We start from the raw sequence: 15,318 nt of genomic DNA, 5'->3' as shown, positions 1-15,318 counted from the left end.
TCCCTCAGAGTCCCAGTACTGTCTTGGCGATGATGCCCGACTGCACTTCGTTTGTCCCACCAAAAATAGTCCACGCTCTAGAATTCAGATAGCGTGCTGCGGCAACCTGCGCTTCGCGACCCTGCACCGGCGGCGGCGCGTTGTCGCCATAGAGCGGGCGGATCGTGTCGAGCTGGAGGCCGGCGGTGCCGAGCGCGTCGACCGCGAGCAGGTCGACGTCCTGGCGTAGGTTCGAGGCGAGCAGCTTGCACAGCGAGGTTTGCGGGCCGGGCGGGCGGCCCTTGGCCACTTCCGACAGGATCTTGAGCTCGATCATCTCGAGCGCCTGGACTTCGAGCCGCACCTTGGCGACGCGGCGCTTCCAGTCGCGGTCTTCGGCAAGCGTGCCGCCGAAACCGTCGTTCTGACCCTGCGCGATGACTTCCACCTGATCTAGATCGTAGCCGAGCTTGGGCGCGTGGCACGAACCGCCGCGCTCGTTTTCGAGCAGGAACTTGGCGAGCTTCCAGCCGTCGCCTTCTTCGGCGATGCGGTTTTCGACCGGCACGACGACGTCTTCAAGGAAGACCTGGTTCACTTCGTGATCACCGGCCAGCGTCAGGATCGGCCGCACCGAGACGCCAGGCTGGTTCATGTCGATCAGCAGGAAGCTGATGCCCGCCTGCTTCTTGACCTCGGCATTGGTGCGCACGAGCGTGAACATCATGTTCGCCCAGTGCGCATGGGTGGTCCAGATCTTCGATCCCGTAACCTTGTAGTGGCTGCCATCCTCGCTCAGCACCGCGCGGGTCTGCAGGCTGGCAAGGTCGGAACCCGAGCCCGGTTCGGAGAAGCCCTGGCACCAGTAATCTTCGCCCGACAGGATGCGGGGCAGGTACTTCGCCTTCTGTTCCGCCGTGCCGAAGGTGTAGATCACCGGGGCGACGAGCTTCAGCCCCAGCACGGTAAGGTTGGGGGCGCCGGCGAGCGCGCATTCCTTCTCGAAGATGTAGCGCTGCACCGGGCTCCAGCCCGTGCCTCCGTGTTCCTTCGGCCACTGGTAGGCGAGCCAGCCCTTTTCGTTGAGCACGCGGTTCCAGTGCTGGCCGATGTCGGGTTCGACGAAGACGGTGGGCGAGGCGGCGGCGCCGTCCTTCACGTCCTGCGGCAGGTTGGCGGCCAGGAACGCGCGGACTTCGTCGCGGAAGGCAAGGTCTTCGGGGGAAAGCTCGATATCCATCTTGGGTCTTATCGCTCGAGAATGGTGACGGCCGAAACGCCCGGCGCGCCGTAGACATGGGTGTAGGCGGTCCTGGGGTCGCCCGGAACCTGGCGGCCGCCGCCATCACCGCGCAACTGCACGACGTTTTCGTAGACCTGGCGCAGGCCCGAGGCACCGATCGGTTCGCCGCAGGCAAGGCAGCCGCCATCGGTGTTGACCGGCAGCGCGCCGCCGATTTCGGTGCGGCCTTCGGCAAGCCAGGCTTCCTGTTCGCCATCCTTGCAGAAGCCGTTTTCGGCCATGTGCATGATTTCGGCACCGCATTCGGTATCCTGCAGCTGCGCGATGGCGATGTCCTGCGGGCCGATGCCGGCCATCTCGAACGCGGCGGCCGATGCGATCTGCGTGGCGGTGGCGGTGCCGCCGCCGATCTCGACCGAGGGCGCGAAGACTTCGAAGCTCTTGGGCGGGCGGGTGCGCATGGCCGCGGCCTTCAGCCGGATCAGCGGCTTGCCGAGTTCCCGCGCCTTCTTCTCGCTGGCGAGGATCAGCGCGACGCCGCCTTCAGCCGGCGAGCAGAACATGTACTTGCTGTAGGGGTCCGAAACCATCGCGCCTTCGAGAATTTCGTCGAGCGCCACCGGTTCGCGCCGCCAGGCGTGGGGGGCGTGCACCGCGTTGCGAAACGCCTTCTCGGCGACCCGGCCCAGCGTCGTGCGGCTGATGCCGTGCAGGTGCATGTAGCGGGTGATCTTGTTGGCGAAGAACTGCGTGGTGACCATGTAGCCCGCATCGCCGTACCAGTCGGGCAGATTGTATTCCGACGGCAGCGCGTTGAACGCACCGCGCGGATGCTTGTCGAAGCCGACGGCAAGGCCAAGCTCGAATTCACCTGACTTGATCGCCATCTGCGCCGAAAACAGCGCCGAACCGCCCGCCGCGCAGCCGTTGCGCACGTTGATGAACTGCATGCCCGTCAGGCCGAGCCGTTCGACCATCGTATCGGGATTGCCCGCCGCGTCCGAGCCGCCATAGGCGAACTGGAGATCCTGCCACGCGACGCCCGCATCGGCGAGCGCCTGGCGGACGGCGAACACGCCCTGGTCGAGCCCGGAGACGCCATCGGTGCGCCCGAACGGGTGAATGCCGATGCCGACGATGCAGACGTCGCCGCTCATGCCGCAGCTCCTATGGGTTGAAAGGCGTGGATCAGGACGGGATCGGCCGCTTCGGGATCGAGCGGGACCAGCGTCATTTCCAGCGGCATGCCGATGCGGATATCCTCGAACGGCACGTTGATGATGCGGCTTTCGACGATCACTTCGCCGGGCAGCTCGACATAGCCGACGGCCCACGGGCGGAACGCTTCGGGCCCGGCATAGGGCGGGCTCTTGGGCCGGAACCGCTGGATCGTGTAGGACCACAGCGTGCCGGTGCGCGACAGGGCGCGCGGTTCGTATCGTCCGCCCGGCGGGCAAGGGAACACCACCCGGCCGGTATCGGCATCGACACCCCCGATCAGGCGCGGTTCTGCCTCGTCCGTCCATATTCCTTCGGCGATAGCGCGCATTCTGGCCCCGGCCCCGTCAATCGATTCCTTCATTCATCTCTTAAGCGCCACCGCGCGGGCAACGACGACTCTGCAAAACGCTAGGGTTACCCCTTTTGCCAGTGTGCCATTGTGCCGGTGCGAAGACGGGGAGAGGCGCGGGTCGCGAACGCCCCCCGCGCGCTGCAGGGAAGTTCAGGCTGATGGCGGTGATCAAGTTCAAGGACGTGCGGGCCGGGTCGGCAACGGGCGATGCGCGCGCCGTGGCCGATATCCGCCGCCCGCATTTCGGCTGGACGATGCTGGAAAGTCCGCGGTTCCTGGCCGAAGCCGGGGCGCTGGCGCTGAGCTGGCCGCTGCTGTTTTCCGCGCCGCGCGGCGATGGGCATCCGGTGATGGTGCTGCCCGGCTTTGCCACCAACGATGCGATGACCGCGCTGCTGCGCCGTTATCTGCAGATGGTCGGCTACGACGTGTTCCCGTGGGACCTTGGCTGGAACCTCGACCAGCACAGCGCGGGCGAGAACGGCGAGCACGTGGCGCGGCGGATCGAGGAGATCGCACAGAAGGCCGGGGCGAGGGTCAGCCTTGTCGGCTGGAGCCTTGGCGGCGTGATCGCGCGCGAGGCGGCACGGCGCGAAGGGCCGGACGGCGCGTTGCGGCAGGTGATCACGCTGGGCAGCCCGTTCACCGGCAACCCGCGCGCGACCAGCCTGACCTCGCTCTACGAGCTGCTGACCGGCAACAAGGTTTCGAGCAACGAGACATCGGCGCGCTATGCGCAGGGGCACCAGCCGCTGCCGGTGCCGTCGAGCGCGATCTACAGCCGCACCGACGGGATCACCGCGTGGGAGAACTGCGTGAGCGGGACCGACGCGCGGACCGAGAACATCGAGGTGCACTGTTCGCACTTCGGCTTCGTGTCGAACCCGGCGGTATTCTATGCCGTGGCAGACCGCCTCGCCTTGCCCGAAGGCGGCTGGCGGCCGTTCGAAAAAGCGGGACCGTTCGCCGCGTTCTATCCCTGAACGCGCCCGCTCAGCGCATTTCGACTCAACCCATGCCGTAAGCGGATTTGAGGCCGCCCTGGCGGTCGATGTTGAGCGCCATTATCGCGATGTCGTGGGTTTCCCCCTCGGCATCGCGGACATGGTCGCGCAGCAGGGCTTCGGGCACGAAGCCCATGTCCTCGAACACCTTGAGCGCGCCGGCCTGATCGGGGGTGAGGCGGGCGACGATCTTGGTGACCGGCAGGTCCAGCGCCTGCGCCATGCATTCCTGGGTGAAGGCGCGGCCGAAGCCGCTGCCGCGCAAGGACGGGTCCACCACGATGCGGATTTCGGCCACGTGGGGCGACCAGCTGAATTCATCGCGGACCAGCGCGGTGCAGCCGACGACCTTGCCATTGGCGTCATGCGCAATGAGGCTGGCCATCTGGCCACGCTCCACCTGTTCGACCCAGGCGGCGACGACCTTGGGATTGCGGATATCGCGCAGCAGGAACAGCAGGTCGTGCGCGGGGATCGAGCGTGCGAAGGCGACGATATCGTCGGCATCGTACGCGGCGAGCGGGCGCACCGTCATGCGGTGCTGCTTGGCCACGATGGTGCGGGGGTAGGAAACGGTCTGGGACATCAAACGGACCTTTTGCCAAGCCAGTCGTCGATCAGCGGCCACAAGCGCCGCAAGGCTGCGGGGCCGGCCACGAGGCTGACGTGGCCGCCCTTGGAGATGATTTCCTCGCGGTCGGTCGAGCCGGTCAGCGTCATCAGCGGGCCGGCGGCTTCGCGGCTGACCACGTGATCGTGCTGCGCGATGATGTTGAGGATGGGGCAGGTGATGGACGAGAGGTGGGCGATGCGCCCGGCAACCTCCAGCCGGTCGTTGACCAGGCCGTTGTCCCACATCAGCTTCTTGATCTGTTCGCGGAAGTATTCGCCCGGCACCGGCAGCGTTTCCGCCGCCCAGCGATCGAACATGCGGTAGGAGCGGACGAATTCGTCGTTCCACATGTTGGTCCACAGATGCATGCGGCCCGCCGTGCGGTTGGCGGGGCGGGCAAGATCGAACGCGCCGAGCATCAGTTCGGGCGGGATCACGCCCAGCCGTTCGACCATCATGTCGACATCGAAGTGGCGCTGGTCGGCCCAGGTCTGGAACAGGCGCATCGTCGCAAAGTCGATGGGCGTGGCAAACAGCAGCAAGTTGGTGACGCGGTTGGCCGCCGCGCCCTGCGCCTCCGGCCCCGAATGAAGCGCGGTATGGATCGTCGCCAGCGTGCCGCCCATGCAGTAACCCGCAAGCGTCAGTTCGCGTTCGCCGGTGATCTCCTCGATCCGGGCCATGCTGTCGGGGATGAAGCGATCGACATAGTCCGCCAGGCCGAGGTGGCTTTCATCGTGGCGCGGCGGCGCCCAGTCGAGGTTGAACACATCGTAGCCGCGCTGCAGCAGGTATTCGACCATGCTCTGCCCGGGGGCGAGGTCGAAGATGTAGCCCTTGTTGCTGGGGGGCGAGACGATCAGCAGCGGAAGGCGGTAGATCTCGTCGACCACCGGCGTGAAGCGGTAGAGCATCGCGGTGCCTTCGCGGTGCACCAGCTCCTTCTTCATCGCGCCGACGTCCTGCCGCCCGGCGGTCAGGAATTCGAGCCCCTTGATGTTGCGCTTGAGCGCCCGGTCCACTTCGCGGCGGACCCGCTCGGCGATGTCTTCCCGGCTCGGTTCGGTTCCGCTCGCCAAGGCAGGCTTATCCCTTCACCGGCGGCTTGCGCGTGCGTTTCGGTTCCACCGGCGCCGGCGCGGCATCGACCGGCGCGTTGCCTGGCACCAGCACGCGCGCTTCGATGGCGAGGCGCAGGCGGTCGATCGAATCCTCGATTCCCGCCATGCGCTCGGCCAGTTCCTCGACCTGCGCCTTGGTCGGCATGGCGAGGGTGGTGAGCATCGATTCCATCTGTTCCGCCACCATCCGCTGCACCACCAGCTGGATGCGCGAGACGTTGCCGACCAGCGCGCCGAACTGTTCGTTGTCGGTCATCTTCGCCGACCAGCCGTTGATCTCCTGCTCCCACTTCTGGACCATGTCCGCCCAGGCGGCGACGGGATCGAACGGCTTGTCGGTCATGCGGGGGTGCCTTCAGGTGTTGAGCGAGATGTAACCAAGCTGCGCGGCCTTGAAGACGGTCTGGCTGCGGTTGACCGCATTCAGCTTCATCGAGGCGTTGTGGATGTGGAAGCGCACGGTGGCGCGGCTGCGGCCCATGATCATGCTGATTTCGAGGTCGGTCTTGCCGATCGCCGCCCAGCGCAGGCATTCGACTTCGCGCTTCGACAGGCGCGAGCCCGGCGGCAGCGCCTGGACCGAGCCCATGGCGTGGACGTAGCTGGCGATGAACGTGCGCGAATAGACGCCGAAGGCATCGCCATGTTCGAGGAAGGCGTCATCCAGCTCGGTCACCGTCGGATCGACCGGGTTGAAGCTGACCGCGCCGATCTGGCCGAAGGGCAGGTGCACCGGCACGACGATCGCGGCGCGGGTCATCGCGCGCGTTTCGAAATTGGTGAGGTCGATCGCGTTGAGGTAATGGTTGGGCTGGCGGGTGTGGAACCCGCTGGCATTGACCCAGAACGGTTCGCTTTCGAACCGGCAGGCCGATGTGATCGGCGAATCGAGCGCGATGCGCGAATTGCGCCACCACACCTTTTCATCGCTCCACCCGAACACGTCGTTGGCCAGGATGTTGCCGTCTGCGTCCACCGGCGTGCGCTTGTCCGCGATGTCGTGGGCGGGCGCGGCGCGCATCCCGGCGGCCAGCGCAAATTCGTGCAGCGCCTCGGCTGCGCGCCGCACGTCTCCAGGTCCACTGATCCGGACCCGGTCGATCGATTCCACCGAAAGCACCGCAACTCTCCCAAAATGCCTTTTGGTTCATAGGGGTCTTATGGGCGCTGAACAATCATCACATTCCCGCAAGAGCCCTAGCTTTTTGCAGAGCGTGGCGAAGTGTTCGACGGTGGTAGGGCTGGCCGTCTGTTGGACAGAGGGAACCCTTCGTGAACTTCGACCTCACCGAAGACGAGGAAATGCTCAAGGCCCTGGCCGAGCGCTTCGTCGAGGACCACTATGACATCGATCGCCGCCGCCAATATGTCGCGGCGGACGAGGGCTTCTCGCGCGCCAATTGGTCGCTGCTGGGCGAACTGGGTCTGATCGCTGCACCGTTTGCCGAAGAACATGGCGGCCTGGGGCTGGATGCCACGGCCATCGCCACGGTGTTCGAGGCGCTGGGCCGCGGGCTCGTGGTCGAACCGCTGATCGACAACGTGCTGGTTGCGGCGCGCCTGTTCGCGCAAGCGGCACCCGATGCGCTGCGCGATGCCTGGCTTGCCGGGCTGCTCGACGGCAGCCGCCGCATCGCGCTGGGCCATGCCGAAGCGGGCAGCCGCGATGGCAGCCTGTGGGTGGAAACCCGCGCGCAAGGTGCGGGGGCCGAGGCGCAGCTGACCGGGACGAAGGCCTGCGTCGTCGCGGGGGCGGGGGTCGATGGCTATATCGTGAGCGCGCGCGCAGCGGGCGCGGCGGGCGATGCCGAAGGGCTTGGCCTCTACTTCGTCGAAGCGCGGGCCGCCGGGCTTGTCGCCACGCCCTGGCGCATGGCCGACGGATCGGTGGCGGTGCGGCTCGAACTGGCGGGAACGCCCGCGGTTGCGCTGGCCGGCGGACAGGCCGAGCTTGCCGAGACCGAGACGCTTGCATCGCTGGCGCGGTCGGCCGAAGGGCTGGGCATCATGCAGCGCCTGTTCGACGACACGCTCGATTACCTGCGTACGCGCAAGCAGTTCGGCGTGACGCTGGGATCGTTCCAGGCGATCCAGCACCGCATGGCCGCGCAGTATGGCGTGATCGAACAGGCCCGCGCGCTGCTCAACCTCGCGATGGTCAGCAGCGGCACCGATGGCTTTGCCAAGGCGGTGGCCGGTGCGCGCGCCTACATCGCGCCAGCCGGGGTGACGCTGGGCCACGAGATGATCCAGTTCCACGGCGGCATGGGCGTGACCGACGAACTGACCATTGGCCACGGACACAAGCGGTTGCTGGTGCTGTCGCGCTGGCCCGACAGCCCGCTGGCCGCGCTCGACCGGTTCGCCGATGCCGCTTGATCGCGGCGCCGGTCGGTCGATCGCCGTTCCATCGAAGGCAGCTCAATCGAAGGGTTTGAGGCGGTCGCGCAGCGGCTTGCCGATCTCGACGATGGCCTTGTTGGCGGCATCGTTGCCCGCGTTGGTCACCAGCAGCGTGATGATGTCGTGCCGGGGCATGATGCGGATGTCGGCGAGCCAGTAGCCGTTGCTGCCCGAATGGGTCAGCAGGTCGGGCTTGCCGTCCGCCCCCGGCTTGACGCCCCAGCCGAGCGCGTAGGGCGCCACCACCACCGTGTGCAGCCGGGCATAGGTTTCGGGCTTCAGCAGCCGGCCCCGTCCATGGACGCCGTCGAGCTGGTCCTGCGCGAACAGCAGCCAGTCGTGCAGCGGCAGGCTGATCATGCCGGCCGGGCCGATCAGCGGCGGATTGTCGCTGCCCGGCGAGCCCGGATCGATGGCGACGAGCCTGCCGCGCACCGGCTTGTGGCCCCACGGCTGGTCGTGGGCGTGGGGCAGGGCGGGGTTGCCGAACCCCGAGTGCATCATGCCGAGCGGGGCGAACACTTCCTCGGCCACGAGCTGTTCCCACGGCTTGCCGGTGTGCGCTTCGGCGATGGCGCCGGCGATGATGTAGCCGAGGTTGGAATAGGCGAAATGCCCCACGGCGGTGGCGGGCGGACGCGACAGGAAGGCGCGGGCGACATTGGCGCGCTGCACCTGCCAGCCGCCGCTTGCAGGGCCGGCGATCGCCATCACGCTGTCGAGGTCCTTGTCGTCGGTCACGGGCAGGAGCCCGGCGGTGTGACTGAGCAACTGGACGATCGTCACCTTGCGCATCGCCGGGTCCATCGTCGCCGCCCAATCGGGGAACGCCTCGCCCATCGTCTCGTCGAAGCGCAGCAGGCCACGCTCGACCAGGCGGGCGATCATCGTGGCGGTCATCGCCTTGGTATCGGAGCCGATGTGCCAGAGATCGCCGGTCGTGACTTTCTCGGCAAAGCCGTTGGCGCGCAGGCCTTGCGCGGTTTCGGCAACGATCCGCCCGTCGATCTGCACCACGGCGGCAACGGCAGGCAGGTGGTTGCGCGCGCGGACCTGTGCCACGGTGCTCTCCAGAAAGGCCTGGAGGCCGGGATCGGGCGCGGCCATCGCCGGGAAGCCCACAGCCGCAAGGCCAAGGCCGAAGATCATGCGGGCCGGGCGGGGCAGGCGGAACGACATGGTGGGACCTTCCTGGCGCCGATCCCCGAAACGGGAAACGGCAGGGGCCACTTGTGCGCCCTGCCGTCCGTTGTGGCAAAGCCTCCGGTCGATGCGGGAGGCGAATTCGTCGAGTTCAGCCCTGGTTGGGCGCTCGGTCCTTGATCCAGCCGATCCCCCGCCGCAGAAGGTCGTAGAATACCGGGAGATCCCACGCGCAGCGATCCACCGTGGGCCACCAGTCGAGCATCGGCTGGAGATCGTAGTGACCGCGGCAATGGCCGAGCGTGTTGTAGAGCACCGCACCCTTGCCATGGGCCTTGATGTACATCACCGGATGGGTGCCGGGCGCGTCCGCCGCCTCGACGAAGCCGGTGCCGGGTTCGGTGCACTCGGTTTCCAGCAGCACGTGCAGATCGCCGTGGCATTCGAGGTGGTACAGCTCGTCGGTGGTGTCGAACGCCTCGATCCCCTGCGTCAGCGGGTGATCGTGGTCGGCCACGGTGACGGTGTAGGGCGCGATCGGCGGGTGGCTGATGAACTGGCTGCCGAGCAGGTCCATCATCAGCGGCGCCCAGCGCGGCGCGTCCCACAGGTCCTTGTTCGGCCCTTCGGTCAGGAAGCGCAGCACCGAGTTGGTGCCGTGCAGCGCATACCAGCGCCCGCCCGCCTGAAGCCAGCTGCGCAGCGCTTCCTGCGCCTTCAGCGAAGGGGTGACGTCGCAGGTGTAGGTGATGAGGATGTCGGCCGCCTCGATCGCGGCGATGTTCTCGTAATCCTCGAACACGCGGGTGCGCACGCGCGGGTCTTCGGCCAGCAGCTTCAGCAGCTCCAGCCGGGCGAAGTCCATGTCGTGCCAGACCCCGCCGCAGACCAGCACGCAGTCGATGCGCGGCGGATGGCTCTCTGTCGCGTCGTCGCTCATGGCTTGGCCCCCAGCTCGCCGTTCAGGTACTTGTCCAGCGTCTGGTGGAACTGGCGGATGCGGATTTCCTGGTAGTCGCCCAGATTGACCTGGCCGGTCTTGGAGGCGTGGAGGCCCCGCTGGACGTAGGGCAGGTTTTCCATGTCCTGTTCGAACACGTCCCCCAGCACGCCGAGTTCGGGCGCGTCGGTCCACTTCTGATCCGCCGTCAGCAGCTTCATCGGCACGGCGCGAGGGATCGGTTCGCCCTTCTTGACGCGGGCGAGGATGCGCACTTCCATCAGGCAGGTGTCGGGCGTGGCGCCGGGGCGCCAGCGATAGACGATGTTCGGCATGAACCCGCCCCACGGCGCGAAGTTCGGGAACACGTTATAGACAAGGCCATCGAGCAGTTCGGCATCGGTGGCGTGATCGTGGTCGTAGCCGGTCTGTTCGGTATAGCCCTTGCGCATCGCAGCACCGAGCGCTTCGCGCGCCGTCATGCCTTCGGGCACGGTCACCGCGAAGGGATCGCCGCTCGATTCGTAATTGTCGGCGCTGCGGCCGTTGTACTTGACGAATTCGTCGACGATCCACTGCTGGCTGCGGCCTTCGCCGTCGATGTGCGGGCTCATGATGCCGAAGGGCACCAGATTGACGTTCACGTTGTCGCCCCAGGTCCAGTAGGCGCTGTTCGCGTCACCGGTGAAGGGCAGCAGCTGCGGGTGGGTGACGACGGTGTGCCAGGCTTCCATGAAGGCTTCGGCGGTGACCTTCCAGTTCGCCGGCACTTCCTTGGCGACGTAGATCACCGTGGTGCATTCTTCGTGGCGCCAGCGCTTGAAGAATTCGGGGATCGGGGCGAGGAATTCCTCGAGGCTCGGCCCGCCCTTTTCCTCGCGCAGGAAGATGTATCCGCCCCAGCGGCCGACTTCGGCCTCGGGCAGTCCCATCTTGTCCTTCTGCAGGTGCTTGAAGTCCCACGAACAGGGCATGCCGTCGAAGCTGCCGTCCTTGTTCCAGGCAAAGCCGTGGAACGGGCAGACGAACTTGTCGGCCGCGCCGTCCTCGGTGCGCAGCTTGCGCCCGCGGTGGAGGCAGACGTTGTGCATTGCCTTGACCGAGCCATCGTCCTGCCGGCTGATCAGCCAGGAACGGCCGACGTTCTCGAACACGATGTAGTCGCCGGGCTCGGGAATGTCCTCTTCGCGCGCGGCGAACTGCCACACGTGGGGCCACATCTTCTCGCGCTCAAGCTTGGCAAAGTCCTCGCTGGTGTAGCGGGCGGCGTCGAGCGGCTCGCTGCCGCGGTACTGGTAGCTTTCTTCGGTCAGGATCGCGGGCGCGGGCCGCGAATCCTGCGCCATCAGGTCCTGCCAGCTGATGCCGTTGTCGCAGCGGGCGAGTCCGCCGCCGATTTGGGGGTCACTTTCGGCCATTTTCTCGATTCCTCACCCGGTCGGGATATTTCCGTCAATGTTGCCGGTTTTGCCGGTCCCGCGCGCGCGCGTCACCTTGCAAAAAAGCATAGGTTGCGCAGAGAGCCCAGTCGCCTACCACTTTCGACCACGGAATTCCTGATGAGCCGGAAACCGGCGGGAGAGAACATGGCTGGAAGACTGGAAGGCAAGGTCGCGCTCATCACGGGCGGCACGACCGGGATCGGCGCGGCCGCCGTGCGGCGACTGAGCGCAGACGGCGCGAAGGTGTTCTTCACCGGCTCGAAGGCCGAAGTCGCCCGCGCGCTGTGCGAGGAAACCGGCGCACGCTTTGCCACGCACCGCGTGCAGGATGCCGATAGCTGGCCCGGCCTGATCGACGAGGTTCTGGGCGCGTTTGGACGGCTCGACATCGCCTTTGCCAACGCCGGCACCGAAAGCGGCGATGCCAGCATCGAAGACGTCGGGATCGACGGCTGGAACAACGTCGTGGCGGTCAACCAGACCGGTGTTATGCTGACCGTGCAGCACGCGATTCGGGCAATGAAGGCCAATCCCGGCGGTTCGGGCGGGTCGATCATCATCAATTCCTCGATGAACGCCACGCGCCCGCTGGGCAACTACGTCACCTACTCGGTGACCAAGGCGGCAGTCTGCGCGCTCGCCAAGTCGGCGGCGGTGCATTGCGGGCAGCGGGGCTACAACATCCGCGTCAATGCGATCCTGCCGGGCGTGGTCGAGACCGAGTTGATCATGGGCATCCTTGCCGCGCAGGCCGATCCGGACGGCGCGCGCGCGATGTACAACGCGATGTCGCCGATGGGCCGCATGGCCAAGCTGGAAGAGATCGCTGGCCTCGTCGCCTACCTCGCTTCGGACGAGGCGGCCTTCGTGTCGGGCGCGGAACTCGCCATCGACGGTGCGACAACTGCCGGCATGATGGGGGTCTGAGAGCATGGAATTGTCTGCCCAGCGGCTGAAGGGCCGCGTCGCTTTCGTCTCCGGCGGCCTGCGCGGCATCGGCCTAGCCTGCGTCGAACGCTTCCTGGCCGAAGGTGCCGAAGTCGTGCTGTCCGACCTCGATGCGCCAGACAGCGATCTGGCGCGCGAGACGATGGCCAGGCTTGGCCAGGCGGCCAGCTACGTTTCGGCCAATGTCGCCAAGGAAGAGGACTGGGAGCGCGCCGTCGCCTTAGTGAAGGAGCGCCACGGCAAGTGCCACATCCTGGTCAACAATGCCGGCATCGACCTGACCGGTGCGGTCGAAAGCCTATCGATGGAAGGCTGGCGGCGGATCATGTCGATCAACGTCGACGGAGTGTTCCTGGGCGTGAAGCACTTCACCCCGCTGATGGCCGAAAGCGGCAAGGATGTTCGCGGCGGTTCGTCGATCATCAACGTCAGCTCGATCATGGGCCTTGTCGGCATGAACGAGGTTTCGGCCTACAACGCCAGCAAGGGCGCGGTGCGGCTGTTCACCAAGGGCATCGCCATCGAATTTGCGCAGAAGCAGACGCCGATCCGCGCCAACTCGCTGCATCCCGGCTTCGTCGAAACGCCGCTGCTGAAGGCCGGCTTCCAGCGCTGGGTCGACCAGGGCTTTGCCGAAAAGCCCGATGATCTGGTGGCGGGCGTCGTCGCCTCCACGCCGATCGGCCGTCTCGCGCAGCCGAGCGAACTGGCCAGCGCCGCATTCTTCCTCGCTTCCGAGGATTCAAGCTACATGACCGGCGCCGAGCTGGTCATCGACGGGGGATTCACCGCACAATGACAATCGCTCTCGACAACGTGGTGGCCGTCGTCACCGGCGCCGCCGGCGGCATCGGCCGCGAACTGGTCAAGGCGCTCAAGGCCGCAAACGCCACGGTGATCGCCACCGACATGGCCGAAACCGCCGATATCGAAGGCGCCGATGCCTATGTGCGGCACGACGTCACCAGCGAGCAGGACTGGGAAGCGCTCGCGGGCAAGATCTACAAGGACTACGGCCGGCTCGATGCGCTGGTGAACAATGCCGGCATTTCGATCGTCGAGAAGTTCGAGGATACCAGCCTCGAGGCGTTCCACCGTGTCAACGCCGTGAACGTGGACTCGATCATCATCGGCACGCAAGTGCTGCTGCCGCTGCTGCGCGAAGGTGGCAAGGCGCGCAAAGGGGGCGCCTCGGTGGTCAATTTCTCGAGCGTGGGCGGCCTGCGCGGCGCGCCGTTCAACGCGGCCTATTGCACCAGCAAGGCGGCGGTGAAGATGTTGAGCAAGTGCCTTGGCGCCGAATTTGCCGCGCTGGGCTACAACATCCGCGTCAACTCGGTGCATCCGGGCGGGGTCGATACCGGCATGCTCGGTTCGATCATGGACCGCTATGTCGAACTGGGTGCAGCGCCTTCGCGCGAAGTGGCGCAGGCCAACATGGAAGCGCGCCACCCGATCGGTCGACAGGGCCGTCCCGACGAGATGGGCGGCGGCGTTGTCTATCTGTGCAGCGAAGCGGCCAGCTTCGTGACCTGCGCCGAATTCGTGATCGACGGCGGTTTCAGCCAGGTTTGACGCCATCGTCCAGGCGACATGAAAAAGGCCCCGGTTCCATCAGGAGCCGGGGCCTTTTCGTTGCGCGGCGTGCGAACCGGTCAGCGCGTCAGGTAGCCGCCTTCGACCGCAAGGCTGTGGCCGGTGACATAGCTTGAGGCGTCGGAGCAGAGCCATGCGCTCGCTTCGGCGACTTCCTCCGGCTTGCCGAAGCGGCCGAACAGCGACAGGGCAGGGGCAAAGTCTTCCTCAGTATTGCCCGTGGTTTCGAGCGCGCCGCGCAGCATGGGCGTGTCGATGGCGCCGGGCAGCACGGCGTTCACGCGAATGCCCTTGCCTGCGTAGTCAAGGCTGCCAACCTTGGTCAGGCCGATCACGCCATGCTTGGCGGCCACGTAGGCGGGATTGAACGGTTGCGGTCGCACCGAGCTGACCGAGCCGATGTTGACGATCGAGCCTTGCGTGCCTTGGCGCAGGATCTGCGCAATCTCGTACTTCATGCACAGCATGACCGAGCGCAGGTCGACGTTCATCACCCGGTCGAACGCCGCCATGTCGGCTTCGTGGATGGGGAGGTTGTCCGGCGTGATCGCCGCGTTGTTGACCGCGCAATCGAGCTTGCCGAACACCGCGACCGCTTCTGCCACCAGACGTGCGACCTGCGCTTCGTCGGCAACGTTGCAGCGGAAGGCGTGGGCTTCGCCGCCCGCCGCGCGGATCGCCTCCGTGGTGGCGGCGGCAGTCTCGGCGTTGATGTCCGAGACGATGACCCTGGCGCCACGCGCGGCGAGCAGGCGGGCGGTCGCCCGGCCCATGCCGACGCCGGCGCCGGTAACGATGGCGACCTTGCCGGTCAGGTTCACGAGATCTGGATTCACGTTTTCGCTCCCGTCCTACTTCGCGTTCTCTAGCGTGCCCGATAGTGGCAGCAGGAAATCCATGGTGTAGCGCGTGGCCTTCCAGCCGGCGGCGGTGCGCCGGACGTCGAAGTAATAGCGGCCGTTGACGGTGACCGTGCTGCCGTCCTTGCCCACGCCCATGCCGATCACATAGGCGCGCATCGATGCCGTATCGCCGGCATAGGCGGTGACCGCGAAGTTGGTCAGGTAGTGCGCATGGTGCGCCATGTTGGCAAAGACGTTGGTGAAGAAGCCGCGGATGCCGTCATGGCCTTCGAGCGCGGCAAGGCCGATGCCGGAAAGATCGAACACCGCATCCTCGGTGAACACGTCGAGAATGCCATCGATGTTGCCGATGGTGTCCACGGCATGGGCATAGGCGATCATCAGGTCCTGGATCGCAAGACGATCCTCGATCGGGCAAGTCACGGACACGGTTTTCTCCCAAGGTGATGT

Annotated in this window: 17 protein-coding genes; 5 read left to right on the top strand and 12 right to left on the bottom strand. The window is 66.3% G+C overall.

Translation table 11 applies throughout. From position 1 onward, the window contains the following. Window positions 1-4: 4 nt before the first annotated feature. From HHL27_RS08620 to HHL27_RS08610, 3 genes are read right to left on the bottom strand one after another with little or no spacing between them, the layout of a single operon-like run. The gene (locus HHL27_RS08620) at window positions 5-1,219 is read right to left on the bottom strand and encodes an acyl-CoA dehydrogenase family protein (protein WP_169492994.1); all 1,215 of its coding nucleotides are present in this window, start codon (window positions 1,217-1,219) and stop codon (window positions 5-7) included. An 8-nt stretch (window positions 1,220-1,227) separates the two neighbouring features. Continuing rightward, entirely contained in the window at window positions 1,228-2,379 is a 1,152-nt protein-coding gene (locus tag HHL27_RS08615) for a thiolase family protein (protein ID WP_169492993.1), read from the bottom strand. Next, window positions 2,376-2,804, bottom strand: coding sequence for a Zn-ribbon domain-containing OB-fold protein (locus HHL27_RS08610; RefSeq protein ID WP_420874036.1), 429 nt, complete (start codon window positions 2,802-2,804; stop codon window positions 2,376-2,378). Before HHL27_RS08610 ends, HHL27_RS08615 begins: the two co-directional genes overlap by 4 nt. 149 nt (window positions 2,805-2,953) lie before the next feature. Between HHL27_RS08610 and HHL27_RS08605 the strand changes: the two genes are divergently transcribed. Next, on the top strand, window positions 2,954-3,778 hold the full coding sequence (locus HHL27_RS08605; RefSeq protein WP_240959594.1) for an esterase/lipase family protein: 825 nt from the start codon (window positions 2,954-2,956) through the stop codon (window positions 3,776-3,778). Between the two features lie 25 nt (window positions 3,779-3,803). Here HHL27_RS08605 and HHL27_RS08600 read toward each other — a convergent pair whose 3' ends face one another. Genes HHL27_RS08600 through HHL27_RS08585 form a run of 4 tightly spaced genes read right to left on the bottom strand, consistent with a single transcriptional unit; the run spans window position 3,804 to window position 6,653 of the window. Then, window positions 3,804-4,385: a GNAT family N-acetyltransferase gene (locus HHL27_RS08600; RefSeq protein ID WP_169492992.1), complete on the bottom strand. Its 582-nt coding sequence runs from the start codon at window positions 4,383-4,385 to the stop codon at window positions 3,804-3,806. Next, on the bottom strand, window positions 4,385-5,491 hold the full coding sequence (locus tag HHL27_RS08595) for an alpha/beta fold hydrolase (RefSeq protein ID WP_169492991.1): 1,107 nt from the start codon (window positions 5,489-5,491) through the stop codon (window positions 4,385-4,387). The genes HHL27_RS08600 and HHL27_RS08595 overlap by 1 nt, the downstream gene beginning before the upstream one ends. A 7-nt stretch (window positions 5,492-5,498) precedes the next feature. Next, entirely contained in the window at window positions 5,499-5,876 is a 378-nt protein-coding gene (locus HHL27_RS08590) for a hypothetical protein (RefSeq protein WP_169492990.1), read from the bottom strand. A 12-nt stretch (window positions 5,877-5,888) separates the two neighbouring features. Continuing rightward, window positions 5,889-6,653 (bottom strand): helix-turn-helix transcriptional regulator, encoded by a 765-nt coding sequence (locus HHL27_RS08585; protein ID WP_169492989.1) that lies wholly within the window; start codon window positions 6,651-6,653, stop codon window positions 5,889-5,891. Window positions 6,654-6,805: 152 nt separating this feature from the next. Between HHL27_RS08585 and HHL27_RS08580 the strand changes: the two genes are divergently transcribed. Beyond that, the gene (locus HHL27_RS08580) at window positions 6,806-7,912 is read left to right on the top strand and encodes an acyl-CoA dehydrogenase family protein (protein WP_169492988.1); all 1,107 of its coding nucleotides are present in this window, start codon (window positions 6,806-6,808) and stop codon (window positions 7,910-7,912) included. Between the two features lie 42 nt (window positions 7,913-7,954). Here HHL27_RS08580 and HHL27_RS08575 read toward each other — a convergent pair whose 3' ends face one another. From HHL27_RS08575 to HHL27_RS08565, 3 genes are all read right to left on the bottom strand, one after another. Next, the gene (locus HHL27_RS08575) at window positions 7,955-9,115 is read right to left on the bottom strand and encodes a serine hydrolase domain-containing protein (protein WP_169492987.1); all 1,161 of its coding nucleotides are present in this window, start codon (window positions 9,113-9,115) and stop codon (window positions 7,955-7,957) included. A gap of 115 nt (window positions 9,116-9,230) precedes the next feature. Continuing rightward, window positions 9,231-10,019, bottom strand: a complete 789-nt coding sequence (locus HHL27_RS08570; RefSeq protein ID WP_169492986.1) for a ThuA domain-containing protein — start codon at window positions 10,017-10,019, stop codon at window positions 9,231-9,233. Further along, window positions 10,016-11,437 carry an aromatic ring-hydroxylating oxygenase subunit alpha gene (locus tag HHL27_RS08565; RefSeq protein ID WP_169492985.1) on the bottom strand — a complete coding sequence of 474 codons (1,422 nt, stop codon included), beginning with the start codon at window positions 11,435-11,437 and terminating at the stop codon, window positions 10,016-10,018. The genes HHL27_RS08570 and HHL27_RS08565 overlap by 4 nt, the downstream gene beginning before the upstream one ends. Before the next feature lie 168 nt (window positions 11,438-11,605). Here HHL27_RS08565 and HHL27_RS08560 point away from each other — a divergent pair, with 168 nt between their 5' ends. From HHL27_RS08560 to HHL27_RS08550, 3 genes are read left to right on the top strand one after another with little or no spacing between them, the layout of a single operon-like run. Continuing rightward, the gene (locus HHL27_RS08560) at window positions 11,606-12,388 is read left to right on the top strand and encodes an SDR family NAD(P)-dependent oxidoreductase (protein WP_169492984.1); all 783 of its coding nucleotides are present in this window, start codon (window positions 11,606-11,608) and stop codon (window positions 12,386-12,388) included. Between the two features lie 4 nt (window positions 12,389-12,392). Next, complete coding sequence (locus HHL27_RS08555) at window positions 12,393-13,208, top strand: SDR family NAD(P)-dependent oxidoreductase (protein ID WP_169492983.1); 816 nt, start codon at window positions 12,393-12,395, stop codon at window positions 13,206-13,208. After that, window positions 13,205-13,984 (top strand): SDR family NAD(P)-dependent oxidoreductase, encoded by a 780-nt coding sequence (locus HHL27_RS08550; protein ID WP_169492982.1) that lies wholly within the window; start codon window positions 13,205-13,207, stop codon window positions 13,982-13,984. Before HHL27_RS08555 ends, HHL27_RS08550 begins: the two co-directional genes overlap by 4 nt. Window positions 13,985-14,064: 80 nt before the next feature. Here HHL27_RS08550 and HHL27_RS08545 read toward each other — a convergent pair whose 3' ends face one another. Both HHL27_RS08545 and HHL27_RS08540 read right to left on the bottom strand, forming a co-directional pair. Then, window positions 14,065-14,841, bottom strand: coding sequence for a glucose 1-dehydrogenase (locus HHL27_RS08545; protein ID WP_169492981.1), 777 nt, complete (start codon window positions 14,839-14,841; stop codon window positions 14,065-14,067). 15 nt (window positions 14,842-14,856) lie between these two features. Next, on the bottom strand, window positions 14,857-15,297 hold the full coding sequence (locus HHL27_RS08540) for a nuclear transport factor 2 family protein (RefSeq protein ID WP_338114854.1): 441 nt from the start codon (window positions 15,295-15,297) through the stop codon (window positions 14,857-14,859). Window positions 15,298-15,318 lie beyond the last annotated feature (21 nt).

This window comes from Novosphingobium olei (genome assembly GCF_012927405.1).
GTDB classification, from domain to species: Bacteria; Pseudomonadota; Alphaproteobacteria; order Sphingomonadales; family Sphingomonadaceae; genus Novosphingobium; species Novosphingobium olei.
Note: the sequence above shows the minus strand (reverse complement) of the source record. Positions and strands in the feature narration are given on the sequence as shown.